This is a genomic window from Streptomyces sp. CNT372, assembly GCF_000377145.1.
This window is the reverse complement of sequence record NZ_KB897783.1, coordinates 228,128-252,532: the sequence shown is the minus strand read 5'-3', so window position 1 is coordinate 252,532 and position 24,405 is coordinate 228,128. Positions and strand designations below refer to the sequence as shown.

23 protein-coding genes are annotated in these 24,405 nt (G+C 72.9%); 13 read left to right on the top strand and 10 right to left on the bottom strand.

The window, feature by feature from the left end:
- Positions 1-125: 125 nt before the first annotated feature.
- The 4 genes from C593_RS0118200 to C593_RS0118185 all read right to left on the bottom strand — a co-directional run bounded on the left by C593_RS0118200 (position 126) and on the right by C593_RS0118185 (position 5,001).
- Positions 126-1,772 (bottom strand): alkaline phosphatase D family protein, encoded by a 1,647-nt coding sequence (locus C593_RS0118200; RefSeq protein ID WP_018848737.1) that lies wholly within the window; start codon positions 1,770-1,772, stop codon positions 126-128.
- A 141-nt stretch (positions 1,773-1,913) separates the two neighbouring features.
- Positions 1,914-2,729: a DsbA family protein gene (locus C593_RS0118195; RefSeq protein WP_018848736.1), complete on the bottom strand. Its 816-nt coding sequence runs from the start codon at positions 2,727-2,729 to the stop codon at positions 1,914-1,916.
- 130 nt (positions 2,730-2,859) lie between these two features.
- Positions 2,860-3,558: a hypothetical protein gene (locus C593_RS0118190; RefSeq protein ID WP_018848735.1), complete on the bottom strand. Its 699-nt coding sequence runs from the start codon at positions 3,556-3,558 to the stop codon at positions 2,860-2,862.
- 108 nt (positions 3,559-3,666) lie between these two features.
- A complete protein-coding gene (locus tag C593_RS0118185; RefSeq protein WP_018848734.1) occupies positions 3,667-5,001 on the bottom strand; it encodes a DUF2252 domain-containing protein in 1,335 nt (444 codons plus the stop codon).
- Between the two features lie 216 nt (positions 5,002-5,217).
- On the opposite strand from C593_RS0118185, the gene dnaE reads away from it, so the two are divergent.
- The gene (gene dnaE / locus C593_RS0118180; RefSeq protein WP_018848733.1) at positions 5,218-8,757 is read left to right on the top strand and encodes a DNA polymerase III subunit alpha; all 3,540 of its coding nucleotides are present in this window, start codon (positions 5,218-5,220) and stop codon (positions 8,755-8,757) included.
- A 185-nt stretch (positions 8,758-8,942) separates the two neighbouring features.
- On the opposite strand, the gene C593_RS33385 is transcribed toward dnaE, so the two are convergent.
- Positions 8,943-9,113 carry a hypothetical protein gene (locus C593_RS33385; protein ID WP_018848732.1) on the bottom strand — a complete coding sequence of 57 codons (171 nt, stop codon included), beginning with the start codon at positions 9,111-9,113 and terminating at the stop codon, positions 8,943-8,945.
- Between the two features lie 281 nt (positions 9,114-9,394).
- Between C593_RS33385 and C593_RS0118170 the strand changes: the two genes are divergently transcribed.
- The 4 genes from C593_RS0118170 (at position 9,395) to C593_RS29965 (ending at position 13,368) form a co-directional block, all read left to right on the top strand.
- Positions 9,395-10,702: an NYN domain-containing protein gene (locus C593_RS0118170; protein ID WP_018848731.1), complete on the top strand. Its 1,308-nt coding sequence runs from the start codon at positions 9,395-9,397 to the stop codon at positions 10,700-10,702.
- A 20-nt stretch (positions 10,703-10,722) separates the two neighbouring features.
- A complete protein-coding gene (locus C593_RS0118165; RefSeq protein ID WP_020610348.1) occupies positions 10,723-11,697 on the top strand; it encodes an ABC transporter ATP-binding protein in 975 nt (324 codons plus the stop codon).
- Entirely contained in the window at positions 11,694-12,515 is an 822-nt protein-coding gene (locus C593_RS0118160) for an ABC transporter permease (RefSeq protein ID WP_018848729.1), read from the top strand. The genes C593_RS0118165 and C593_RS0118160 overlap by 4 nt, the downstream gene beginning before the upstream one ends.
- Before the next feature lie 124 nt (positions 12,516-12,639).
- Positions 12,640-13,368, top strand: a complete 729-nt coding sequence (locus C593_RS29965; protein ID WP_018848728.1) for a hypothetical protein — start codon at positions 12,640-12,642, stop codon at positions 13,366-13,368.
- A gap of 55 nt (positions 13,369-13,423) precedes the next feature.
- Here the strand turns inward: C593_RS29965 and C593_RS0118150 are convergent, their stop codons facing one another.
- The 5 genes from C593_RS0118150 to C593_RS0118130 form a co-directional block, all read right to left on the bottom strand.
- The gene (locus C593_RS0118150; protein ID WP_018848727.1) at positions 13,424-13,897 is read right to left on the bottom strand and encodes a carboxymuconolactone decarboxylase family protein; all 474 of its coding nucleotides are present in this window, start codon (positions 13,895-13,897) and stop codon (positions 13,424-13,426) included.
- Positions 13,898-14,092: 195 nt separating this feature from the next.
- Positions 14,093-14,593, bottom strand: coding sequence for a Cys-tRNA(Pro) deacylase (ybaK, locus tag C593_RS0118145; RefSeq protein ID WP_018848726.1), 501 nt, complete (start codon positions 14,591-14,593; stop codon positions 14,093-14,095).
- 69 nt (positions 14,594-14,662) lie between these two features.
- Entirely contained in the window at positions 14,663-15,403 is a 741-nt protein-coding gene (locus C593_RS0118140) for an LON peptidase substrate-binding domain-containing protein (protein WP_018848725.1), read from the bottom strand.
- A 5-nt stretch (positions 15,404-15,408) separates the two neighbouring features.
- On the bottom strand, positions 15,409-16,434 hold the full coding sequence (locus C593_RS0118135; RefSeq protein ID WP_018848724.1) for a hypothetical protein: 1,026 nt from the start codon (positions 16,432-16,434) through the stop codon (positions 15,409-15,411).
- A 121-nt stretch (positions 16,435-16,555) separates the two neighbouring features.
- The gene (locus tag C593_RS0118130; protein WP_018848723.1) at positions 16,556-18,169 is read right to left on the bottom strand and encodes a hypothetical protein; all 1,614 of its coding nucleotides are present in this window, start codon (positions 18,167-18,169) and stop codon (positions 16,556-16,558) included.
- A gap of 269 nt (positions 18,170-18,438) precedes the next feature.
- Between C593_RS0118130 and hisD the strand changes: the two genes are divergently transcribed.
- From hisD to hisF, 8 genes are read left to right on the top strand one after another with little or no spacing between them, the layout of a single operon-like run.
- Positions 18,439-19,761, top strand: coding sequence for a histidinol dehydrogenase (hisD, locus tag C593_RS0118125; RefSeq protein WP_018848722.1), 1,323 nt, complete (start codon positions 18,439-18,441; stop codon positions 19,759-19,761).
- Positions 19,758-20,921 carry a histidinol-phosphate transaminase gene (locus C593_RS0118120; RefSeq protein WP_018848721.1) on the top strand — a complete coding sequence of 388 codons (1,164 nt, stop codon included), beginning with the start codon at positions 19,758-19,760 and terminating at the stop codon, positions 20,919-20,921. The genes hisD and C593_RS0118120 overlap by 4 nt, the downstream gene beginning before the upstream one ends.
- Positions 20,918-21,511 carry an imidazoleglycerol-phosphate dehydratase HisB gene (gene hisB, locus C593_RS0118115; RefSeq protein ID WP_018848720.1) on the top strand — a complete coding sequence of 198 codons (594 nt, stop codon included), beginning with the start codon at positions 20,918-20,920 and terminating at the stop codon, positions 21,509-21,511. The genes C593_RS0118120 and hisB overlap by 4 nt, the downstream gene beginning before the upstream one ends.
- Positions 21,512-21,515: 4 nt before the next feature.
- A complete protein-coding gene (locus C593_RS33380) occupies positions 21,516-21,683 on the top strand; it encodes a hypothetical protein (RefSeq protein ID WP_018848719.1) in 168 nt (55 codons plus the stop codon).
- Positions 21,684-21,688: 5 nt separating this feature from the next.
- Positions 21,689-22,330 carry an imidazole glycerol phosphate synthase subunit HisH gene (gene hisH / locus C593_RS0118105; RefSeq protein WP_026277809.1) on the top strand — a complete coding sequence of 214 codons (642 nt, stop codon included), beginning with the start codon at positions 21,689-21,691 and terminating at the stop codon, positions 22,328-22,330.
- Positions 22,327-23,067: a bifunctional 1-(5-phosphoribosyl)-5-((5-phosphoribosylamino)methylideneamino)imidazole-4-carboxamide isomerase/phosphoribosylanthranilate isomerase PriA gene (gene priA, locus C593_RS0118100; protein ID WP_018848717.1), complete on the top strand. Its 741-nt coding sequence runs from the start codon at positions 22,327-22,329 to the stop codon at positions 23,065-23,067. Before hisH ends, priA begins: the two co-directional genes overlap by 4 nt.
- Positions 23,064-23,516: a RidA family protein gene (locus C593_RS0118095; RefSeq protein ID WP_018848716.1), complete on the top strand. Its 453-nt coding sequence runs from the start codon at positions 23,064-23,066 to the stop codon at positions 23,514-23,516. Before priA ends, C593_RS0118095 begins: the two co-directional genes overlap by 4 nt.
- A complete protein-coding gene (gene hisF, locus C593_RS0118090) occupies positions 23,513-24,268 on the top strand; it encodes an imidazole glycerol phosphate synthase subunit HisF (RefSeq protein WP_018848715.1) in 756 nt (251 codons plus the stop codon). The genes C593_RS0118095 and hisF overlap by 4 nt, the downstream gene beginning before the upstream one ends.
- The last annotated feature ends 137 nt before the right edge of the window (positions 24,269-24,405 follow it).

Sequence of the window (24,405 nt, the reverse complement as noted above, 5' to 3'; positions counted from 1 at the left end):
GTGCTCGTACGGGTGCGGGGGCGTGCGCGGCCGCGGGGCGGGGGCGCACGAACTTCCCCGCGCCCCGGGCCCCTGCGCTCCCCGCACCCCTGGCGCCCTGCGCCCCCGCACCCCTGGCGAGCGGCTCAGCGCACCGGCCGGTCCGCCCGCTCGATCCGCTGCGTCCCGGTGCGCGTGCGGTACGACCGGGCCCAGGCGCTGGTCGCGTCCCGGCGGGTGCGGTCGGAGACGGTGTAGTAGTCCATCTGCGTCCGCTCGGCCGTGACGTCCAGGACGCCGTAGCCGTGGGAGTCCATGTCCACCCACCTCACATGGCGGTTGGCGGCCCGGACGGCGGTCTCGGCGACCAGGGAGACGGTGTCGGGCGCCACCCCGAGGAGGTCGTCCAGGTTGTCCGAGGTCACCGAGGTCACCACGAACTCGGTCGCGGCCGACCGGGACAGCGGGTAGGTCGCCGCCCGCACCGGGACGTCGTTGGCCCACGCCATGTGGATGTCGCCGGTGAGGAAGACGGTGTTGGTGATGCCCCGCCCGGTGAGGTGCGCGAGGAGTTCCCGGCGGTCGTCCGTGTAGCCGTCCCACTGGTCGACGTTGACCGCCAGGCCCTCCTTCGGTATCCCCAGCAAGTCGGCGAGCGGGCCCAGCAGATGGGCCGGCAGTGAGCCGAAGGCCACCGGGGAGACCATCACCGAGGTGCCCACCAGCTTCCACGCCGCGTCCGAGGAGGCGAGGCCGGCCTTCAGCCAGTCCAGCTGGGCGCGGCCGGTGATCGTGCGCTCCGGGTCGTCCACCTCGCCGCTGCCGATGCCGGTCTGCCGGGAGCGGAACGAGCGCAGGTCCAGCAGGTGCAGATCGGCGAGCCGGCCGAAGCGCAGCCGCCGGTAGACGGTGCCCTCGGTGGAGGCGCGCACCGGCATCCACTCGAAGTACGCCTGCTTGGCCGCCGCGGCCCGGGCCGCCCAGTCGCCCTCCGCGCCCGGGGTGTGGTTCTCCGCGCCGCCCGACCAGGCGTCGTTGGCGATCTCGTGGTCGTCCCAGATCGCGATCACGGGGTGGGCGGCGTGCAGGGCCTGGAGGTCGGGGTCGGTCTTGTAGGTGGCGTGGCGCAGCCGGTAGTCGGCGAGGGTGACGATCTCGTGGCGCGGCTCGTGCCGGCGCACGCCCTTGCCCTCGGCCGGGTACTGGCCCGTCCCGTACTCGTAGACGTAGTCGCCGAGATGCAGCACCGCGTCCAGGTCGGGCCGCCCGGCGAGGTGGCGGTAGGCGGAGAACCAGCCCGCCTCCCAGTTGGAGCAGGACACCACCCCGAAACGGACCCCGGGCACGGACGCGCCGTCGGCGGGGGCGGTGCGGGTGCGCCCGGCGGGGGAGTGCGTGCCGCCGGCGGTGAAGCGGTAGTGGTAGGCGGTCGCGGGGCGCAGGCCCCGGACGTCCACCTTGACGATGTGGTCGGACGCGGCCCGCGCGGTCACCGTCCCGTCGGCGACGACCCGGGTGAACGCCCGGTCCTCGGCCACCTCCCAGGCGACGGGCGTGTCCGCGCCCAGACCGGAACCGGGCACGGCCTCCGGCCCGGGCGTGACCCGGGTCCAGAGCAGCACGCCGTCGGGCAGTGGATCGCCGGAGGCGACACCGTGCGCGAAAGCGGGGGCGGCCTGCTGCGCGGCCGCGGCGGAGGGGGTGTGGGCCGCCGCGACGGGCAGGACGGCGGCGGTGGCGGCGGCCTTGACGACCGTGCGGCGGCGGGGAGTTGACAGGAATCGACTGGTCACGGCCGATCAGACTACTGGCCGGTAGCCCGAAGGGGTGGGCGAACACCGAAAGTTCGTCCACCCCTTCCGGACGGCCGTCCGTGGTTCACCGGGCGGCGGCCGGCCCGGCCGCCGCCCTCGCGCGCCCGGGGCGCGAGCCGGTCAGCCCTTGAGGGCCTTGTCCACGGCTGCGGTGAACTGCTCCGCCGTCATGGGGGCGTTCTGGCTGCCCTCGGCGGTGACCTTCTTGCCGTCCATCATCAGGGTCGGGGTACCGCGGACACCGCTCTTGTCGAAGGCGTCGGACATCTTCATCGCCCAGGCGTCGAAGGTGCCGTCCTCGACGTTCTTCCTGAACTCGGCGTTGCCCTTCAGCGCGGGGACGGAGTCCGCCACCTTCAGGAGGTAGGAGTCCTTGCCGAAGTCGTCCTCGGTCTCCTCCGGGTGGAACTCCTTCGAGTAGAGGGCCGACTTGTAGGCGGTGAACGCCTCCGGGCTCACGTCCAGGGCGGCCCCGAGGGCGCTCAGCGCGTTCCGGGAGCCCTCGCCGCCGGCGGCGTTGTCGATGAAGGTCGCGCCCACGTACTTGACCTTGTACTTGCCCGCCTCGACGTCCTTGTCCAGGGTCGGGCCGACGGCCTGTTCGAAGACGGCGCAGACCGGGCAGCGGGAGTCCTCGTAGAGCTCCAGGGTCTTCTTCGCGGACGGCTTGCCGATGACGACGGTGGTGCCGTTCTCGCCCTCGGTGTTCTTCGGGGCGGTGATGTTCTTGGCGTCCGCCGCGGCCTCCCAGTGGGAGGGCTTGTTGGCCTGCATGATGCCGTAGCCGACACCGCCGGCGAGGGCCAGGACCAGGACGCCGGTGCCGGCGACGACCAGTTGCCGGCGCAGCTTGTCCTTCCTGGCCTGGCGCTCGCGCTCCTGGCGCAGCCGCTCGCGGGCCGCCGCCTTGTTCGCCTGGCTGTTGCGCTTGCTCATGGTGGGTTCACTCCGTGTGGGGACGTGGGGTCGGAAGACCGGTAAGACCGGGAAGAAAGGGGACGTCGCGGGATCGCGGGACCGGCGCGGGGCCGGGGACGTCGGGGTGAGGGACCGCGCGGTCGCGCGGTCAGGCGCAGAGCGCCACGGGGCGCGGCGGTCCGCGCCGGCCCACCGAGTGCACCAGCAGGCGGGTGCGCGCGGTGCGCGGGGCCCCGGTGCGGGGCCGGGGGCCGGTGCGGTGCGGGCGGGGTCCGGCCACCGCCGCGACGGCCAGCAGCAGCGGCCGGAAGGCGAGCGCGCAGGCCGTGCGCAGCAGCGAGGCGAGAGCCGCCTCCCCGCGCCGCAGCCACAGGGACGCCAGCAGCCCGGTGGCGACATGGGCCCCGAGCAGCAGCCAGGGCACGGCCGGGCCGGGGGAGTCGAGCAGGGCGCCGAGCCCCGCCGTGCCGCCCGCGCCCGCCGGGTCGGCGACACCGGGCAGCGAGGTGCCCACCGACCCGCCGCAGAGCACGTCCAGGCCGACCGAGCGCAGCGAGCCGGTGACCGGGCCGCCGGCCGCGCCGTAACAGGTCTGCTGACCGGCGGTGAACACGGTGTCCGCCGCCAGTTCCAGCGGGACCAGGAGCGCCGCGATGCGCCAGAAGCCCCGCTCCCGCCCGGACAGGGCGTACGCGAGGCCGAAGACGGCCGCCGACAGCAGGGCCACCGTGCCCAGCGGCAGGGGAGCCCCCGAGAGCAGCACATGGGAGGCGGCGGACAGCGTCACGACGAGAGCCGTGAAGATCGCCGCCCGCAGCGCCCGTGTCTGCGTCCCGGATATGTCCATCGTCGGTGAGTGTGCCATGCCCTCCGGTAAGAGATCCCTAAAGGTCCGGGTGGGAGCGCCCGCCGCCGGGGGCCCCACGGCCGGTGGGGACGGGGGCCTTCGTGCGGCTCACAGGCCGGGTATCCGGCCGTTGCGGAAGAGGTCCACGAAGATCTGATGGTCCGCCCGCGCCCGGGTGCCGTACTCGTGCGCGAAGTCCACCAGCAGCTCGCCGAAGCCCTCCTCGTCCGCCGCCACCGCCGCGTCGATCGCCCGCTCGGTGGAGAACGGCACGAGCGAGTGGCCGCTCTCGTCGTCCGCCGCCGCGTGCATGGTGGCCGCCGCCCGCCCGAGGTCCGCGACGACCGCCGCCATCTCGGCCGGGTCGTCCAGGTCCGACCAGTCCAGGTCCACCGCGTACGGGGAGACCTCGGCGACGAGCTGGCCCGTGCCGTCCAGCTCGGTCCAGCCGAGCCAGGGGTCGGCGTGCGCCTGCAGGGCCCGCTGGGAGATCACCGTGCGGTGGCCCTCGTGCCGGAAGTACCCGCGCACCGCCGGGTCCGTGATGTGCCGGGAGACCGCCGGGGTCTGCGCCTGCTTCAGATAGATCACGACGTCGTTCTCCAGGGCGTCGCTGTTGCCCTCCAGCAGGATGTTGTACGAGGGCAGACCCGCCGAGCCGATCCCCACGCCGCGCCGCCCCACCACGTCCTTCACCCGGTACGAGTCGGGCCGGGCGAGGCTGGACTCCGGCAGCGTCTCCAGATAGCCGTCGAAGGCGTCCAGGACCTTGTAGCGCATCGCGGCGTCCAGCTCGACCGCCCCGCCGCCGGGGCTGAAGCGGCGCTCGAAGTCGCGGATCTCCGTCATCGAGTCCAGCAGCGAGAACCGGGTCAGCGAGCGGGCCGTGCGCAGCGCGCCGAGCAGCGGCCCGTCCGCCGTGTCCAGGGTGAACGGAGGCAGGTCATCCGAGGTGGAGCCCGCCGCCAGGGCGTGGATCCGCTCCCGGTACGCGGCGGCGCAGATCCGCACCAGGTCCGTGATCTGCTCGTCGGCGAGGGCCTTGGTGTACCCGATCAGCGCGAGGGAGGCGGCGAGGCGCTTCAGGTCCCAGGTGAACGGGCCGACGTACGCCTCGTCGAAGTCGTTGACGTTGAAGACCAGGCGGCCGCCGGCGTCCATGTAGGTGCCGAAGTTCTCCGCGTGGAGGTCGCCGTGGATCCACACCCGGCCGGTGCGCTCGTCGAGGAAGGGGCCGCTGTCGGGGCCGTCCCCGGCCGCCTCCAGGTCCCGGTAGAACAGGCACGCCGTGCCGCGGTAGAAGGCGAAGGCCGAGGCCGCCATCTTGCGGAACTTGACCCGGAACGCGGCCGGGTCCGCGGTCAGCAGCTCCCCGAAGGCGGTGTCGAAGACGGCGAGGATCTCCTCGCCGCGCTGCTCGGCGGCAGGGTGCGGGACCGGCATCGGGTGGGCCTCCTGGTGCGGGACGATCGGACGGCTGTCCGATCCTTACCAACGCGCGAGGGCGCCTTTGAGTGCCCGTCCCGGACGGCCCCGGGGCGCGCCTCGGCAGGCACGCGGACCCGCCCCGGACGACGGGGCGGGTGCCCGCCCGCTGTCGGTCCCGCGACGTAGACTTCCACGCTGTCCCCCCGATCCGTCCGCAGGAGGCCAGCCGCCGTGACGAAGCCGCCCTTCACGCACCTTCACGTCCACACCCAGTACTCCCTGCTGGACGGTGCGGCGCGGCTCAAGGACATGTTCGAGGCGTGCAACGAGATGGGCATGACCCATATCGCCATGTCCGACCACGGCAACCTGCACGGCGCGTACGACTTCTTCCACTCCGCGAAGAAGGCCGGGGTCACCCCGATCATCGGCATCGAGGCGTACGTCGCCCCCGAGTCCCGGCGGAACAAGCGCAAGATCCTGTGGGGCCAGCCGCACCAGAAGCGGGACGACGTTTCCGGTTCCGGTGGCTACACCCACAAGACCATCTGGGCGGCGAACGCGACGGGCCTGCACAACCTCTTCCGCCTCTCCTCCGACGCGTATGCCGAGGGCTGGCTCCAGAAGTGGCCGCGGATGGACAAGGAGACCATCGCCCAGTGGTCCGAGGGCCTGATCGCCTCCACCGGCTGCCCCTCCGGCGAGCTCCAGACCCGGCTGCGCCTCGGCCAGTTCGACGAGGCCCTGAAGTCCGCCTCCGAGTACCAGGACATCTTCGGCAAGGACCGGTACTTCCTGGAGCTGATGGACCACGGCATCGAGATCGAGCGCCGGGTCCGCGACGGCCTGCTGGAGATCGGCAAGAAGCTCGGCATCCCGCCCCTGGTCACCAACGACTCGCACTACACCTACGCGCACGAGGCCACCGCCCACGACGCCCTGCTGTGCATCCAGACCGGCAAGAACCTCTCGGACCCCGACCGCTTCAAGTTCGACGGCACCGGCTACTACCTGAAGTCCACGGACGAGATGTACGCCATCGACTCCTCGGACGCCTGGCAGGAGGGCTGCGCCAACACCCTCCTCGTAGCCGAGCAGGTCGACACCGAGGGCATGTTCGTCGAGCGCAACCTGATGCCGAAGTTCGACATCCCCGAGGGCCACACCGAGGTGAGCTGGTTCCGCGAGGAGACCATGCGCGGCATGCACCGCCGCTACCCGGACGGCATCCCGGAGGACCGCCTCAAGCAGGCCGAGTACGAGATGGACACCATCATCTCGATGGGCTTCCCCGGGTACTTCCTCGTGGTCGCCGACTTCATCATGTGGGCGAAGAAGCAGGGCATCGCGGTCGGCCCCGGCCGTGGTTCGGCGGCCGGCTCGATCGTCGCGTACGCCATGGGCATCACCGACCTCGACCCGCTCACCCACGGGCTGATCTTCGAGCGGTTCCTCAACCCCGAGCGCGTCTCGATGCCCGACGTCGACATCGACTTCGACGAGCGCAGGCGCGTCGAGGTGATCCGGTACGTGACCGAGAAGTACGGCGCCGACAAGGTGGCCATGATCGGCACCTACGGCAAGATCAAGGCGAAGAACGCCATCAAGGACTCGGCCCGCGTCCTCGGCTACCCGTACGCGATGGGCGACCGGCTCACCAAGGCGATGCCCGCGGACGTCCTCGGCAAGGGCATCGACCTCAACGGCATCACGGACCCCTCCCACCCGCGCTACAGCGAGGCGGGCGAGATCCGGAGCATGTACGAGAACGAGCCGGACGTGAAGAAGGTCATCGACACCGCCAAGGGCGTCGAGGGCCTGGTCCGGCAGATGGGCGTGCACGCCGCCGGCGTCATCATGTCCAGCGAGACCATCACCGAGCACGTCCCCGTATGGGTCCGGCACACCGACGGCGTCACCATCACGCAGTGGGACTACCCGCAGTGCGAGGCCCTCGGCCTGCTCAAGATGGACTTCCTCGGCCTGCGCAACCTGACGATCATGGACGACGCCGTCAAGATGGTGAAGTCCAACAAGGGCATCGACCTGGAGATGCTCTCCCTGCCGCTGGACGACCCCAAGACCTTCGAACTCCTCCAGCGCGGCGACACCCTCGGTGTCTTCCAGTTCGACGGCGGGCCCATGCGGTCCCTGCTGCGGCTGATGAAGCCCGACAACTTCGAAGACATCTCCGCCGTGTCCGCGCTCTACCGCCCGGGCCCGATGGGCATGAACTCGCACACCAACTACGCGCTGCGCAAGAACAAGCAGCAGGAGATCACGCCGATCCACAAGGAGCTCGAGGAACCCCTCAGGGAGGTCCTCGACGTCACCTACGGCCTGATCGTCTACCAGGAGCAGGTGCAGAAGGCCGCCCAGATCATCGCCGGGTACTCGCTCGGCGAGGCCGACATCCTCCGCCGCGTGATGGGCAAGAAGAAGCCCGAGGAACTGGCGAAGAACTTCGTCCTCTTCCAGGCGGGCGCCCGGAAGAAGGGCTACAGCGACGAGGCCATCCAGGCCCTGTGGGACGTGCTGGTCCCGTTCGCCGGATACGCGTTCAACAAGGCGCACTCCGCCGCGTACGGCCTGGTCTCCTACTGGACGGCCTACCTCAAGGCCAACCACCCCGCCGAGTACATGGCGGCCCTGCTCACCTCGGTGAAGGACGACAAGGACAAGTCGGCCGTCTATCTGAACGAGTGCCGCCGCATGGGCATCCGGGTCCTGCCGCCCAATGTCAACGAGTCCATGTCCAACTTCGCCGCCCAGGGCGACGACGTGATCCTCTTCGGTCTCACCGCCGTCCGCAACGTCGGACAGAACGTGGTCGAGTCGATCATCAAGAGCCGCAAGGCGAAGGGGAAGTACAGCTCCTTCCCCGACTTCCTCGACAAGGTCGAGGCCGTGGTCTGCAACAAGCGCACCATCGAGTCCCTGATCAAGGCCGGCGCCTTCGACGAGATGGGCCACACCCGCAAGGGCCTGGTCGCCCACCACGAACCGATGATCGACAACGTGGTGGCGGTCAAGCGCAAGGAGGCCGAGGGGCAGTTCGACCTCTTCGGCGGCATGGGCGAGGAGGAGAGCGACGAGCCGGGCTTCGGCCTGGACGTCGAGTTCTCCGACGTGGAGTGGGACAAGTCCTACCTCCTCGCGCAGGAGCGCGAGATGCTCGGCCTCTATGTCTCCGACCACCCCCTCTTCGGTATCGAGCACGTCCTGTCCGACAAGGCGGACGCGGCGATCTCCCAGCTCACCGGCGGTGAGCACGCGGACGGCGCGGTCGTCACCATCGGCGGCATCATCTCCGGCCTCCAGCGGAAGATGACCAAGCAGGGCAACGCCTGGGCCATCGCCACGGTGGAGGACCTGGCCGGCTCGATCGAGTGCATGTTCTTCCCGGCCACCTACCAGCTGGTCTCCACCCAGCTCGTCGAGGACACCGTCGTCTTCGTCAAGGGCCGCCTGGACAAGCGGGAGGACGTGCCCCGGCTGGTCGCGATGGAACTCCAGGTCCCCGACCTGTCCTCGGCCGGGACCAACGCGCCGGTGGTGGTGACCATTCCGACGGTCAAGGTCACCCCGCCGATGGTGACCCGGCTCGGCGAGATCCTCAGTCACCACAAGGGGAACACCGAGGTGCGGATCAAGCTCCAGGGGCCGCGCAAGACCACCGTGCTGCGGCTCGACCGGCACCGGGTGCAGCCGGACCCGGCGCTCTTCGGCGACCTGAAGGTGCTGCTCGGACCGTCCTGCCTGGCGGGCTGACCGCCCACGCCGGTCCCGGCCCTCACCCGCACCCGTCGTACACGCGGAGACCGTACGCGCCTTCCGTCGCAGCGGGTTGGCGCAGGGAGCCGGCGCAGCGCCTCGGCGCACGCAGAAGGGGCGCGCCCGTCGTCACGGGCGCGCCCCTTCTGCTGATCAGTACCTGCGTCGGTCCCGGACCGGCGTCAGTTGTGGCCGAAGCGCTTCTGCCGGCCCTTGCTCGCCACGTCGGCGGGCGTGACCTGCGTCATGCGGTGCTCCGCCTCCGCCTCCATCGAGGACTTGCGGGCCGCCTGCTGGCCGCGCTCGGCGGGCGACTGCTTCCGGTCGCGATCTCGGTTCTTGTTCTTGGCCATGATGGTGCCTCCTGTGAGGGTCTGGACCTTGGGCCGCGACCAGACTCACACACCGGAATTACCCGCGCATTTTGGATCATTGCGGACCGTAGTCGACCGTCCGGGACCCTTCCCCGACCGATCCGCCACGCCGAAGATCGAGTTCCGGCCGTCAAGCCTCCCCCGGTCGGGCAGACTCGAAGGAGAGCCGGAACGATCCCTGGTCCGGGCCTCTTCCGGCCCTGAACACCCGAAGCCCGCGCGGCTCCCGGAGCCGTCCGCGGAGGAGTCCCCGAAAGAGGGTGGAACGCGTGGACCGCTGCGTCGTCCTGGTGGACGCCGGATATCTGCTCGGCGCCGCCGCGAGCCTTCTCGCGGGAGAACCGGCCCGGTCACGGATCACCGTCGACCACGCCTCGCTCGTCCAGGGCCTGCGCGACCTCGCCGAGGCCGACACCGAACGCCCCCTGCTGCGCATCTACTGGTTCGACGGGGCGCCCGACCGCGTGCCCCAGCCCGAGCACCGCAGACTGCGCGTGATGCCCCGGGTCACCGTCCGGCTCGGCGCCCTGACCCGCAGCGACGGCCGCTGGGCGCAGAAGGGCGTCGACGCGGCCATGCACGCCGAACTCACCGAACTGGCCCGCAACCGGGCCTGCTCGGACGTCGTCCTGGTCACCGGCGACGGCGATCTGCTGCCCGGTCTGATGTCCGCCAAGGAACACGGCGTCGCCGTCCACCTCTGGGCCGTGCAGGCCGCCGACGGCGACTACAACCAGTCCGAGGACCTGGTCGCCGAGGCCGACGAACGGCGCGTACTGGACCGGGCGTGGATCACCCGCGCGGTCCGCGCCAAGGACCTCGGCGGCGTCTGCGCCCCGCAGCCCGCGCCCCGGCCCGAGATCGCCGCCATCCTCTCCGCGCCGCTGCCCGAGTCGGCCCTCGCCGCCTCCGCCGAGCGCGCCGCGGAGGCCGCCGAGGCCGCCTCGCGCAACGGCACCGCCCCCGCCGCCGAGCAGCACCCGGGCCCCCCGGCCGCCCCGCCCGCGGCCGGGCACAAGGGCGTTCCCACCCCCAAGGACCTCGCCTCCTCCCTGCACGCCCACGCGCATCCGCCGACCGCGCCGCCCGCGCACCCCCCGGCGGGCGCCACCCTGCGCTGGTCCTCCGACAAGGGCTGGGTCGAGCGCCCCGGCGGCGGCCCGGGCGAACCGCCCGAGACCGCGTCCCTGCCCACCCTCGCCCAGCTCACCAGCGCCGAGCAGCGCTGGGCGGACCGCGAGGAGGACATCACCACCGTCGGCGGCGACCCCTTCGAAGTGGGCCAGGTCTTCGCCCGCCGCTGGGTCGAACGGCTCCCCGAGGCCGGGCACGTCCAGGGCCTCTCCGTCCTCTACCCCCGCATTCCGCACCGGATCGACGGGGAACTCCTGCGCTACGCGGCCCGGTTCGGCCTCCTCGCCCACAAGGACGACCAGATCGACGAGCACGACCGGTACGCGATCCGGGCCGGTTTCTGGCGCGAGATCGACCTGCGCACGGCCGCCGAACACACCCCCCGGGGTGAGCAGCCGGGGCCCGAGGGCATCCGGGGCGGGCGGACCCCGTAGTCTCGTACCTCGTGAGTACGGTGTGCGAGGTGCGGGACCTGGTCAAGACGTACCCCGCCGTGCGCGGACGCCGGGGGGCGCCGGGAACGCCCGAGGTCCGGGCCAGCGACGGGATCTGCCTCGACGTCCGGGAGGGCGAGATCTTCGGCCTGCTCGGCCCCAACGGGGCCGGGAAGTCCACCGTGGTGCGCCAGCTCACCGGGCTGATGCGCCCCGACTCCGGCAGTGTCGAGGTCCTCGGCCACGACCTGGTGCGGCACCCCGAGCGGGCCGCCCGCCTGATCGGCTACCTCGGCCAGGAGTCCACCGCCCTCGACGACATGACCGTCGCCCTCGCCGCCGAGACCACCGGGCGGCTGCGCGGGCTCGCGGCGGCCGAGGCACGCGCCGAGCGGGACGCGGTCCTCGGCGAACTCGGACTCGACGACCTCGCCTCCCGTCCCGTCCGCCGCCTCTCCGGGGGCCAGCGGCGGCTCGCCTGCTTCGCCGCCGCCCTGGTGGGCCACCGGCCGGTGCTGGTCCTGGACGAGCCGACCACCGGCATGGACCCGGTCGCCCGACGGGCGGTCTGGGCGGCCGTCGACCGCCGCCGGGAGCAGCACGGCGCCACCGTCCTGCTCGTCACCCACAACGTCATCGAGGCGGAGACGGTCCTCGACCGGGTCGCCGTCCTCGACCGCGGCCGGGTCATCGCCTGCGACACCCCCGCCGGGCTGAAGGAGCGGGTGGCCGGAGAGGTCCGCGTCGAACTGGTCTGGCGGGAGCGGGCGCCCATCGACGTCCCCGAGGTCGCCGCCCTGCGCGACCTCGCCCAGGAGTCCGGGCGGCGCTGGGTCCTGCGGCTGGCCCCCGACCACGCGCGGGCCGCCGTCGCCGCCGTGACCGGTGGTGCCGCGTTCGCCGCGCTGGACGACTTCACCCTGGCCACCCCGAGCCTGGAGGACGTCTACTTGGCCCTCGGTGGAAATGCGACGAAAGGTCTGGTCAAGGCGTGAGCATCGTGTCCGCTGAGTCCCCCGGGACGACCACCGCACGTGGCGGGACGCGGGAGCGCACCGCCGCACCGCTCGCTCCCGCGGCCAGGCTGCTGCCCGCGCTCGCCGCGGTCTACCGGGCGCAGCTCTCCCGGGCCCGGGTCGCGCGGATACCGCTGCTCTTCGTCGCCACCTTCCAGTCCGTCGGGATCATGGTCCTGATGCGCGGGGTGGTGGACGGCGGCTCGGAGGCCCGGGCGGTCGTCGCGGGCGCCAGCGTCCTCGTGGTCGCCTTCGTCGCGCTCAACCTCCTCGCCCAGTACTTCGGGCAGCTGCGGGCCGGCGGCGGGCTCGACCACTACGCGACGCTGCCGGTGCCACCGGCGGCCGTGGTGCTCGGCGCGGCGGGCGCGTACGCCTCCTTCACCGTGCCGGGGACCGTCGTCACCGCCGTGGCCGGGTCGGTCCTCTTCGGGCTGCCGCTGACGCATCTGTGGGTGCTCGTCGCCGTCGTCCCGCTCTCCGGGGCCGCCCTCGCGGGGCTGGGCGCGGCGCTGGGCCTCCTCGCGCCGCGCCAGGAGCTGGCCACCCTGCTAGGGCAGCTCGGGATGTCGGCCGCCCTGCTGCTCGGCGTCCTCCCGGCAGAGCGGATGCCCGGACCAATCTCCTACGCGCGCGACCTGCTCCCCTCCACCTACGGGGTCGAGGCCCTGGCGCGCACCTTCGACGCCCACCCGGACTGGGCGGCGGTCGCCGTCGACCTCACGGTGTGCGCGGTCGTCGGCGTGGTCTCCCTGGCGGTGGCGACCTGGGCGTACCGGCGGGCCGCGGTCCGCTAGGTGTACGGCCCGGTGAGCTCGGGGACGCGTCCGGCGGATCAGTGCCGGACACCACCCCGGCCCCTCATGTGCGGGGTCCCGGTCCGGTGAGGCGTCACTCGGGCGGGCCTGGCACGATGGCGGGGTGACCGCACCTCTGACGCCACCGCACCAGCCGTCGTCCTCCTCGTCCTCCTCGTCGTCCTCGTCCGGCAAGGGGAACGGGAACGGCGACGGCAACCCGTGGCGGGCGCCCGAGGCCGGACCCGTGCCCCCCGGCAAACCCTGGGGCGAGGGCCCGCAGGACGCGGAGGCCAGGCGCGCGGAGCTGCGCCGGGACCTGCGGGACGCGGGGATCGTGCTGGCCGGTGTCACCGTCCTCGGTGTCGTCCTCGGGCTGCTGTGGCTGTGGCTCGCGCCGCGGGTGCCGCTGGTCTCGGACGGTACCGCGGTCTTCCTCAGGAACACGGAGGGCGAGGAGTCCATCGGGGCGGACGGAACGTTCGTCCTGCTGGCGGCCGGGCTGGGTGTGCTCAGCGCGGCGGCCGTCTTCCTCTTCCGGCGGCGCGGCGGTGTCGCGCTGGTGGTGGCCCTCGCCCTCGGCGGGCTGCTGGCCTCGCTGGTGGGGTGGGGCATCGGCGTCTGGCTCGGCCCCGGCCAGGACGTGGCCGAGCGGGCGCGCGAGGCCGGTGAGGGCGTCACCTTCGACGCGTACCTCCAGCTGCGGGCCAAGGGCGCCCTGCTGGCCTGGTCGCTGACCGCGATGGTGACCCATCTGGGCCTCACCGCCCTCTTCGCCCCGGACGACCCCGAGCCGGAGCACTCCTGGCCCGCGCCCGGGGCCGATCAGCACTGGCCCCCGCGGGACGCGTGAACGCGGCTTTGCCGCCGGTGCGGACGCGCGCCGGCGGCGGACCCGGTCCGGACGGTCAGGAGAACCGGCCGGGGCGGTAGTCGCCGCCGGGCCGGCGGGTGATGACGTTCAGCCGGTTGAAGGTGTTGATCAGGGCGATCAGGGACACCAGCGCGACGAGCTGCTCCTCGTCGTAGTGCCGGGCCGCGTTCGCCCAGACCTCGTCGGACACCCCGCCGGCCGCGTCCGCGATCCGGGTGCCCTGCTCGGTCAGCTCCAGGGCCGCGCGTTCGGCCTCGGTGAAGACGGTGGCCTCCCGCCAGGCGGCGACGAGGTGCAGCCGCAGGGCGGTCTCACCCGCCGCCTCGGCCTCCTTGGTGTGCATGTCGAGGCAGGCGCCGCAGCCGTTGATCTGGCTGGCGCGGATCTTCACCAGCTCCTGGGTGGTGAGAGGCAGACCGGAGTCCGAGAGCGCCGCGTTCGCCGCGACCAGGTGCTTGACGAGCTTGCCGGCCGTCGGGCTCGCGACGACGTTCAGACGGGCGTCCATGGTGGGTGCTCCTTCGCCGTGCCGATGGATTCACCCCTGTGACGGATTCCGGCTCACGGGATGTGACACGGCCCGGATGTGACCTGCGTCGCACGTCTCCGGGAGCCGGTCCGCACTCCGCCGGCCCGGCCGGCCCTGCACCCGGCGGAAGACCGGGTCGGACACCGAGGTCCTGCGGGAGCGCTCGGACAGGCCTCAGGGCCGGGTGATCGGGGCCAGGGTCGCCGCGGTCAGGGTGCGCAGGGAGTCCGGGGCCAGTTCGACCTCCAGGCCCCGGCGGCCCGCCGAGACGCAGATCGTCTCGTGCTCCGACGCCGAGGCGTCCAGCACCGTGGGCAGCCGCTTGCGCTGGCCCAGCGGGGAGATGCCGCCCCGCACGTAGCCCGTGGTGCGCTCGGCCGCGGCCGGGTCCGCCATCGTGGCGCGCTTCCCGCCGACCGCGGTCGCCAGGGCCTTCAGGTCGAGCCGGCCCGCGACCGGGACCACCGCCACGGTCAGGGTGCCGTCGACGTCCGCGACCAGGGTCTTGAACACCCGGTCCGGGGAGACCCCGAGGGCCTCGGCCGCCTCCTCGCCGTAGGAGGGGGAGGCGGGGTCGTGCTCGTAGGAGTGGAGGGTGTAGGGGGTGCCGGCCGCCGCCAGGGCCACCGTCGCCGGGGTGCCGCCCGGCTGCCGCTTCTGCGCCTTCTTCGCCACGTCGGTCGTCGTCTCTCGCGTCGGTCGGTACCGCTCGGCGGAACCCGCCCGCCGGCCGGTGCCGGGCGGTCAGTTCGGGCTGGTCGGCCGCTGCGTCAGCTCGGTCGCCGGCAGCGACGGCAGGTGCCGCAGGACCGCCGTCTCCGCGCGCAGCACCGTCAGCTCCTCGCGCAGCCGGGTCGCGGTGTCCGGGGCCTGGAGCAGGCGCTGCTTGGCCGGGATGTCCAGCCTCGCCGCCGAGGCGACCAGATAGGACACCACCGAGGGGTCGTCCGGCAGTTCGGCCCCCGTGGACAGGGACCGCTCGGTCGCGCCCGCCAGCCGCTGCTGGTAGCTGCGGAAGGCCCGGAGCACGCCCTCCGCGAGGGTGCCCGCGCCGTCTCCGGCCGCCTCGGGGATCTCCTCCAGCTCGGCGGTCAGGAAGGGCCCGCTCGCGTCCACCGACAGGATCCGGACCCGGGTCGTCCCGGTGGCCAGCACCTCGAAGCTGCCGTCCGCCCGCTCCCGGATCGTCGCCGCGTCCGCGACACAGCCCACCCGGTGGAACGCCTGGATCGGGTCCGCGCCGAAGCCCGCCGCCGGGCCCAGCTCCCGCACGGCCGTCGGGTCGGGCATACCGGGGGAGGTGGGGGCCACCTCCCGGCCGTCGCGGATGGCGACGACGGCGAAGCGCCGGGGCTCCTCCCCGTCCGCCTTCAGCAACTCGCGCATCATGGCGCGATAACGCTCCTCGAAGACGTTCAGCGGCAGCACGAGGCCCGGGAACAGCACCGTGTTCAGGGGGAAGAGGGGCAGGCGAGCGGTGGTCACAGCGGTCAAGCGTAATGGCCGGCCGGCCGGCGGCGGACCCCGCGCAGGGGCATCCCGCACGCGACCTCGATCCGCACCGCGTCCCGCACCCTCAGGAACTGGCCGAGCGGGTCCTCCGCGACCGCGGCCCACGGGAAGGAGGCGGCGTACGGGCCGATCCGCCGGAACTGCTCCAGGGCGTCCGCCCACCGGCCCCGGGCCACCAGGACATGGGCGAGGAGATTGCGGACCTCGGCCGGCCAGGGATCGCCGGGTGCGTAGTCCGCGGACAGCTCGATGGCCAGGTCGGCGGCGGCCTCCACCCGGTCGGCCTGCACCGAGGACGCCACCCGGCCGGTCATCAGCTGCGCGAAGGCCGCCCGCACCGGCAGCGCCCGCACCAAGGACCCGGGCAGCGCGTCCAGGGCGGCGTCCTCGGCGAAGGCGAAGCACTCCCGGTGCGAGCCGTACCACTGCGCGGACAGGTACGTCAGGGCCGCCACATGGCAGCCGTAGTGGTGCGGGGAACGGCGCAGCGCCTGCTCCCACAGGGCCTCGAAGGCCGAGTGCGAGGCGTGGGTGCCCCGGGCGTGGTCCAGGGCGAGGCGCCAGGGCACCGGGTCCCCGGGCGCGGCCAGGGCCGCCGCGTCGATCAGCGGGCCCAGCTCGCGCAGCCGTTCTGCGCGGGCCGGCGACTCCCAGGCGCGGTCCACCGCGAGCTGCGCCTTCACCAGCAGCGCGTCGGCGTCCCGGGGCGCGGCGCGCAGCCAGTCGGCGAGCCAGTCGTCCCGGTTCCGGGCGAAGGCGGCCAGCCGCAGCACATAGCGGTCCCGGGTCTCCCATTCGGCTGAATTCCGTGTGGTCGCGAGCAGCGCCGCGACCTGTCCGAAGGCGCCGTCGGCGGCCGCGACCAGAGCCGGGCCGAGGCGGGCGTCGGGGGCGTCGAGCAGCACCGCGTCGTCCGGCACGAGGCCGTCGGACAACCGGGGGGTGTGCCGGATCATGCGCGCGGTACGCATCGCGGCTCGCAGCAGAGACATGGTGCGGACCATTGAAAACCGCAGGTGAACCAGGCGCCAGAGGGTCGCTGTGAAGCTTTGGTGGCGGCGGGAAGGTTGCTCGGGAGCAGGTCAAGAGAAGGTAAAGGAAGCGGCCTCGGCTGTCCCGGAGACCTCAGCTGCGACGCAGGAGCCGCGACGCCCCGGCCGCCACGGTGGTCGCCAGAATCCACCCCAGCAACACCAGAGCCGCCGCGGCCCACTGCCATCTGCCGTCAAGTCTCCAGTGGCCGTCCTGGCCGAGATTGATCACCGGGACGAGGAGGTCCAGGGAGTAGAGCGCCGGATTCCACACCGGGTGCTCGTCCTTCTTGAACGGCGGCGGATCGACCTGCGCGAAGGTCAGCGTCCCCACCCCCCACAGCACCGCCATCCACAGGGCCGCCCGCCCCGGCCGGTAGCCGTAGGCCACCGTCCAGTCCTGGAGGAAACCCCACAGCTTCGCCGCCAGCGGCAGGGTCTCGCGCCGCCGCCGCTGCTTGGCCAGCAGGACCTCGCGTGCGTCCGCGTCCTCGCCGCTGTTGCGCAGCACGGTCGCCAGGCGCTCGTACGGCTCCGGGGAGTACTCCGGGGTGGCCGAGGCGACCCATTCCAGCCGCCGGGAGAGGGGGAACAGCTCCTGCGGCACCAGGTTCTCGTAGACGAAGCCGTTCATCGCCAGCCCGCCCGGCCCCGGCCAGCTCGCCGCCAGGTCGATCAGGGTGACCACCTTGGCGCCGTTGAGGACCACCCGGCCCTCCTCGGGCCGCTCCGCGTTGAACCGCAGCTCCGGCGAGGTGATCCGGCGCAGCGACAGCTCCTCGCGCGGCCCGAGCAGGAACCGGGCGCCGTTCAGGTCGACGGAGTCGCCGAAACGGCCGTCGTCCAGCCGCGCCCCGCCGTGGCACTCGAAGGGCTGCAGCCGCGACCCGCGCCCGGCCGCCCCGCCCACCGCGCCGCCGGTCACCGTGCCGAACGGGGGAGTGGCCCCCTGGTCGCCGGTCGCCTCGCTGACCCACGCCCCGGTCAGGTAGAGCGTCCGCTCCACACTGAGCTGCGGCGCGTTCAGCGCCCGCCGGTCCGCCGCCGCGCGCAGCCGGCTGCCGCGCAGGCTCAGCGACACGCCGATCTTGGCGCCGCGCAGACTGACCTCCCCGTAGGTCTCGATCAGCTCGGCCTGGAGGTCCTGCGCCACCGACAGCCCGTCCGCCGTGATCGCCCGGCCGCGCCGGTCCGGCCGTACGTGGATCTGGTTCATCAGCAGGTCCGTGCCGATCTGCGCGTCGGTCAGCCGGATGCCGTGGTCCACCCGGCAGCGCGGCAGATGCAGATCGCCCTCGGTGCGCAGCCGGGCCGCCTCGATCCGCGGGATCGCGCAACTGATCAGCCGCACGGTCGCGAAGTGCGCCTCGGGCATGAGGAGTTCGCTCTCGAAGCGGCAGCCGCTCAGCTCCACGTACGGGGCGATGCTGCCGCCCGCGAGCTTGAGGGTGCCGGTGATCTGCAGGCCCCGGAGCTTCAGCGCGGCCACCCGCCCGGGCCGCGCCTCCGGGCCGTGCAGCAGCAGCCGGGCCACCACGGAGGCGCGCACGATACGTTCCGGCCCCCAGGGGAAGGGGGAGAAGGGGTTGTTCTGCAGCGGGTCGGTGTCGCTGAGATCGAGGGTGCTGCCGTTCCGGTAGGCGTTCCACATGGCTGCTTCGGCCGGGCTCAGATCCTCCGGCGGCCCGCCGTCGCGCGGCTCGGTCACTGCCGCCCTCCGCTTCCTTGGCTCGTACAGACGTTCTTCCCGCTGCGTGACGGCCTGAACGCTAGTGGTGATGGTCGTCCCGAGGGAAACGGGGTGGCTCGATCGAGCCGCCGGGAGGGACGGTGCGGATGTGACGCGCGGTTCCGCCTCCGGGAAGCCACCTGCCCGGCACCCGCCACCGCCCTTCACGCGTCCCGTCCGCGACCCGTTCCGTATCAGCCACTGATACGGGAAACGGACGCCTCTGGGCGTCTGAGAGAATTGACCGCGTGATCTCTCGAATCGATCTGCGCGGCGACGCCCTCCCCGAGGGAACCGCCCTGCGCGAGCTGCTGCCCCGTGCCGACTTCGACGTCGCGGCCGCCCTGGAGAAGGTGCGCCCGATCTGCGAGGACGTGCACCATCGGGGCGACGCGGCGCTGATCGAGTACGCCCGCCGGTTCGACGGCGTCGAGCTGGAGAGCGTCCGGGTGCCGCGCCAGGCCCTGGAGAAGGCCCTCGCCGAGCTGGACCCCGCGGTCAGGGAGGCGCTGGAGGAGTCCGTCCGCCGCGCCCGGATCGTCCACCGCGCCCAGCGCCGCAAGGACCACACCACCCAGGTCGTGCCCGGCGGCACCGTGACCGAGAAGTGGGTTCCGGTCGACCGCGTCGGCCTGTACGCGCCCGGCGGCCGCTCCGTCTACCCCTCGTCCGTGATCATGAACGTGGTCCCGGCGCAGGAGGCCGGGGTACCCTCCCTCGCCCTCGCCTCCCCGGCGCAGCAGGAGTTCGGCGGCCTGCCCCACCCGACCATCCTGGCCGCCTGCGCCCTCCTCGGCGTCGACGAGGTCTACGCGGCCGGCGGCGCCACCGCCGTCGCGATGTTCGCCTACGGCACCGAGTCCTGCGCCCCCGCGAACATGGTCACCGGCCCCGGCAACATCTGGGTCGCCGCCGCCAAGCGCTACTTCACCGGCCGTATCGGCATCGACGCCGAGGCCGGTCCGACCGAGATCGCGATCCTCGCCGACGCCACCGCCGACCCGGTGCACGTCGCCGCCGACCTGATCAGCCAGGCCGAGCACGACCCGCTTGCCGCCGCCGTCCTCGTCACCGACTCCGAGGAACTGGCCGCCGCCGTCGAGCGCGAACTCGTCCCGCAGGTCGCCGCGACCAAGCACGTCGAGGACCGGATCAAGCCCGCCCTCGCCGGCCGCCAGTCCGCCGTCGTCCTGGTCTCCGGCATCGAGGACGGCCTCAAGGTGGTCGACGCGTACGGCGCCGAACACCTGGAGATCCAGACCGCCGACGCGGCCGCCCTCGCCGACCGCGTCCGCAACGCCGGCGCGATCTTCGTCGGCCCCTGGGCGCCCGTCTCCCTCGGCGACTACGCCGCCGGGTCCAACCACGTCCTGCCCACCGGCGGCTGCGCCTGCCACTCCTCCGGGCTCTCCGTGCAGTCCTTCCTGCGCGGCATCCACGTCGTCGACTACACCCGGGACGCCCTCGCCGAGATCACCCGCCACGTGGTGACCCTCGCCGAGGCCGAGGACCTGCCCGCGCACGGCGCCGCCATGAAGGCGCGCTTCGACTGGAAGGTCCCCGGACAGTGACCGCCACCCCCGCCACCCGGGCGCCCCTCGGCATCGACGACCTGCCCATCCGCGAGGAGCTGCGCGGCAAGTCCCCCTACGGCGCGCCCCAGCTGGACGTCCCCGTCCGCCTCAACACCAACGAGAACCCGTACCCGCTCCCGGATCCGCTCGTCGAGCGGATCGCCGAACGGGTCCGCGAGGCCGCCCGCCACCTCAACCGCTACCCCGACCGGGACGCGGTCGAGCTGCGCACCGAACTGGCCCGCTACCTCACCCGCACCACCGGCTACGAGGTCGGCAGCGCCCAGGTGTGGGCGGCCAACGGCTCCAACGAGGTCATCCAGCAGCTGCTGCAGACCTTCGCCGGGCCCGGCCGCACCGCCATCGGCTTCGAGCCCTCGTACTCGATGCACGGACTGATCTCCCGGGGCACCGGCACCGGCTGGATCTCCGGCCCCCGCCGCGAGGACTTCACCCTCGACACCGCCGCCGCCTCGGCCGCGATCGCCGAGCACCGCCCGCACGTCGTGTTCATCACCTCGCCCAACAACCCCACCGGCACCGCCGTGGACCGTGCCACGGTCGAGGCCCTGTACGAGGCGGCGCAGGCCGCCCGGCCCTCACTGGTCGTGGTGGACGAGGCGTACGTCGAGTTCAGCCACCGCGAGTCACTGCTCTCCCTGCTCGACGGGCGCCCCCATCTGGTCGTCTCCCGCACCATGTCCAAGGCCTTCGGCGCGGCCGGGCTCCGCCTCGGCTACCTCGCCGCGCACCCGGCCGTGGTCGACGCGGTGCAGCTGGTCCGCCTGCCGTACCACCTCTCCGCCGTCACCCAGGCCACCGCACTGGCCGCGCTGGAGCACACCGACACCCTGCTCGGCTACGTCGACCGGCTGAAGACCGAGCGGGACCGGCTGGTCGCCGAACTGCGCGGCATGGGCTTCGACGTGACCGAGTCCGACGCCAACTTCGTCCAGTTCGGCCGCTTCGAGGACGCCCACGAGGCATGGCGGCGCATCCTCGACCAGGGCGTCCTCGTCCGGGACAACGGCGTCCCCGGCCGGCTGCGGGTCACCGCCGGGACCCCCGAGGAGAACGACGTCTTCCTCGCCGCCGTCCGTGAAGTGAAGTCTCTCGTGGGGGACGGCCCCACACCCCCGAAGGAGCAGAGCGCATGAGCCGCATCGGCCGCGTGGAGCGGACCACCAAGGAGACCTCGGTCGTCGTCGAGATCGACCTCGACGGCACCGGCAAGGTCGATGTCGCGACCGGCGTCGGCTTCTACGACCACATGCTCGACCAGCTCGGCCGCCACGGTCTGTTCGACCTCACCGTCAAGACCGACGGCGACCTGCACATCGACACCCACCACACCATCGAGGACACCGCCCTCGCCCTCGGCGCCGCCTTCCGGCAGGCCCTCGGCGACAAGGTCGGCATCTACCGCTTCGGCAACTGCACCGTGCCGCTGGACGAGTCCCTCGCCCAGGTGACCGTGGACCTCTCCGGCCGCCCGTACCTCGTGCACACCGAGCCCGAGAACATGGCGCCCATGATCGGCACCTACGACACCACGATGACGCGGCACATCTTCGAGTCCTTCGTGGCCCAGGCGCAGATCGCCCTGCACATCCACGTCCCCTACGGACGCAACGCCCACCACATCGTCGAGTGCCAGTTCAAGGCCCTCGCCCGAGCCCTGCGCTACGCCTCGGAGCGTGACCCGCGCGCGGCCGGCATCCTGCCTTCCACGAAGGGCGCCCTGTAACTCGATGACCGGTCTGTCCACCATCCTCATCGTCGTCGGACTCTTCCTCGCCGGGGGCGTCTACTCCTTCTCCAGGCAGGGCATGCCCCGGGGCGTGATCGTGCTCCTCGCCGGGGCCTCGTTCATGTGCCTGGTCGCCGGAGTGCTGCGGATCCAGGGAATCTGGGAGTGAGCGGAGTGAGCGGAATGAAGAAGGTCGTCGTCTTCGACTACGGCTTCGGCAACGTGCGCTCCGCCGAGCGCGCCCTCGCCCGCGTCGGCGCGGACGTCGAGATCACCCGCGACTACGACACCGCCATGAACGCCGACGGGCTCCTGGTCCCCGGTGTCGGCGCCTTCGCCGCCTGCATGGACGGTCTCAAGCGGGCCCGCGGCGACTGGGTCGTCGGCCGCCGCCTGGCCGGCGGCCGGCCCGTCATGGGCATCTGCGTCGGCATGCAGATCCTCTTCGCCCGGGGCATCGAGCACGGCACCGAGACCGAGGGGCTCGACGAGTGGCCCGGCACGGTCGGCCCGCTGGACGCCCCCGTCGTCCCCCACATGGGCTGGAACACCGTCGACGCCCCCGCCGACAGCGAACTCTTCGCCGGCCTCGGCCCCGAGGAGCGCTACTACTTCGTGCACTCCTACGCGGTGCGCGAGTGGGAGCTGGAGACCGCCAACGCGGCCATCCGCGCCCCGAAGGTCACCTGGTCCACACACGGCGAGCCGTTCGTCGCCGCCGTCGAGAACGGCGCGCTGTGGGCCACCCAGTTCCACCCCGAGAAGTCCGGCGACGCCGGAGCCCAGCTCCTCACCAACTGGATCGGAACACTGTGAGCAGCACGCTTGAACTCCTCCCCGCCGTCGACGTCCGCGACGGCCAGGCGGTCCGCCTGGTGCACGGCGAGTCCGGCACCGAGACCTCCTACGGCTCCCCGCTGGAGGCCGCCCTCGCCTGGCAGCGCGCCGGCGCCGAGTGGCTGCACCTGGTCGACCTGGACGCCGCCTTCGGCACCGGCGACAACCGCGAGGTCATCGCCGAGGTGACCGCCGCCATGGACATCAAGGTCGAGCTCTCCGGCGGCATCCGCGACGACGCCTCCCTCGCCGCCGCCCTCGCCACCGGCTGCCGGCGCGTCAACCTCGGCACCGCCGCGCTGGAGACCCCCGAGTGGGTCGCCAAGGTGATCGCCGAGCACGGCGACCGCATCGCCGTCGGCCTCGACGTCCGGGGCACCACCCTGCGCGGGCGCGGCTGGACCCGCGACGGCGGCGACCTCTACGAGACCCTGGCCCGCCTCGACTCCGAGGGCTGCGCCCGCTACGTCGTCACCGACATCGCCAAGGACGGCACCCTCCAGGGCCCCAACCTGGAACTGCTGCGCAACGTCTGCGCCGCCACCGACAAGCCCGTCGTCGCCTCCGGCGGGGTCTCCTCCCTGGACGACCTGCGCGCCCTCGCCGGGCTGGTCCCCGAGGGAGTCGAGGGCGCCATCGTCGGCAAGGCCCTCTACGCCAAGGCGTTCACGCTGGAGGAGGCGCTCGCGGCGGTGGCCGCGGCGGTGGCGGAATGACCGGGTCGGTGCGCCGCCTCGGCTCGGACGCCCCCTGGGAGGAGTCCTTCGGCTACTCCCGGGCCGTCGCCCTGCCCAACGGCCTGGTCCTGGTCTCCGGCTGCACCTCCGTGGCGGACGGGGAGATCGTCGCCGGGGGCCCGTACGAGCAGGCCCGTACGGCCTTCGGCGTGGCCCTCGACGCGCTGGGCCAACTCGGCCTGGGCGCCGCGGATGTGGTCCGCACCCGTATGTATCTGACTCATGCCCGGGACGTCGAGGATGTGGGCCGCGCACACAAGGAGCTGTTCGGCGCGGTCCGCCCGGCCGCGTCGATGCTGATCGTGTCCGGCTTCGTCGACCCCTCGCTGGTGGTGGAGGTCGAGGTCGAGGCGTACCGGGCCCCCACCGGCGACACCGCGGCGACCGCCGTTCCCGAAGACGCAGCGACCGACGGAGGTGCCGCATGACCCTCGCGGTACGTGTGATCCCCTGCCTGGACGTCGACGCCGGACGCGTCGTCAAGGGCGTCAACTTCCAGAACCTGCGGGACGCGGGCGACCCGGTCGAGATGGCCAAGCTCTACGACGCCGAGGGCGCCGACGAGCTGACCTTCCTCGACATCACCGCCTCCTCCGGCAACCGGGAGACCACCTACGACGTGGTCCGCCGCACCGCCGAGCAGGTCTTCATCCCGCTCACCGTCGGCGGCGGCGTCCGCTCCGCCGAGGACGTGGACAAGCTGCTGCGCGCCGGCGCCGACAAGGTGGGCGTCAACACGGCGGCCATCGCCCGGCCCGAGCTGATCCGCGAGATCGCGGAGCGCTTCGGCCGCCAGGTCCTGGTCCTCTCGGTGGACGCCCGGCGCACCCCGTCCGGCTCCTTCGAGGTGACCACCCACGGCGGCCGCCAGGGCACCGGCCTGGACGCGGTCGAGTGGGCGCACCGGGCGGCCAAGCTGGGCGCGGGCGAGATCCTGCTCAACTCGATGGACGCGGACGGCACCAAGGACGGCTACGACACGGAGATGATCGCGGCCGTCCGCAAGCACGTCACCATCCCGGTGATCGCCTCGGGCGGCGCGGGCAGGCTCGGGGACTTCGCCCCGGCGATCGGCGCGGGCGCGGACGCGGTCCTCGCGGCCTCCGTCTTCCACTTCGGCGACCTGCGCATCGGCCAGGTCAAGGACACGCTGCGGGACGCGGGGCACCCGGTCCGCTGAGGCGGGCCGGGGACCCCGTCAGCTGAGACGGTCCGCTGAGACGGGCCGCGCCCGCGCCTGTCCGGCCCGGATCCGCCCCCGCCCCGACCCCGGCCGACCGAGGGCGGACCCGGTGGTTCCGGTTTTGGGGCGGGCCG

What these genes read in the sequence shown, in the direction of transcription:
- C593_RS0118195 (WP_018848736.1), bottom strand. Translation starts at nt 2,729, where the DNA reads ATGAGCAAGCGCAACAGCCAGGCGAACAAGGCGGCGGCCCGCGAGCGG.
- C593_RS0118190 (WP_018848735.1), bottom strand. Translation starts at nt 3,558, where the DNA reads ATGGACATATCCGGGACGCAGACACGGGCGCTGCGGGCGGCGATCTTC.
- C593_RS0118185 (WP_018848734.1), bottom strand. Translation starts at nt 5,001, where the DNA reads ATGCCGGTCCCGCACCCTGCCGCCGAGCAGCGCGGCGAGGAGATCCTC.
- C593_RS33385 (WP_018848732.1), bottom strand. Translation starts at nt 9,113, where the DNA reads ATGGCCAAGAACAAGAACCGAGATCGCGACCGGAAGCAGTCGCCCGCC.
- C593_RS0118150 (WP_018848727.1), bottom strand. Translation starts at nt 13,897, where the DNA reads ATGGACGCCCGTCTGAACGTCGTCGCGAGCCCGACGGCCGGCAAGCTC.
- C593_RS0118135 (WP_018848724.1), bottom strand. Translation starts at nt 16,434, where the DNA reads ATGGTCCGCACCATGTCTCTGCTGCGAGCCGCGATGCGTACCGCGCGC.
- hisB (WP_018848720.1), top strand. Translation starts at nt 20,918, where the DNA reads ATGAGCCGCATCGGCCGCGTGGAGCGGACCACCAAGGAGACCTCGGTC.
- C593_RS33380 (WP_018848719.1), top strand. Translation starts at nt 21,516, where the DNA reads ATGACCGGTCTGTCCACCATCCTCATCGTCGTCGGACTCTTCCTCGCC.
- C593_RS0118095 (WP_018848716.1), top strand. Translation starts at nt 23,064, where the DNA reads ATGACCGGGTCGGTGCGCCGCCTCGGCTCGGACGCCCCCTGGGAGGAG.
- hisF (WP_018848715.1), top strand. Translation starts at nt 23,513, where the DNA reads ATGACCCTCGCGGTACGTGTGATCCCCTGCCTGGACGTCGACGCCGGA.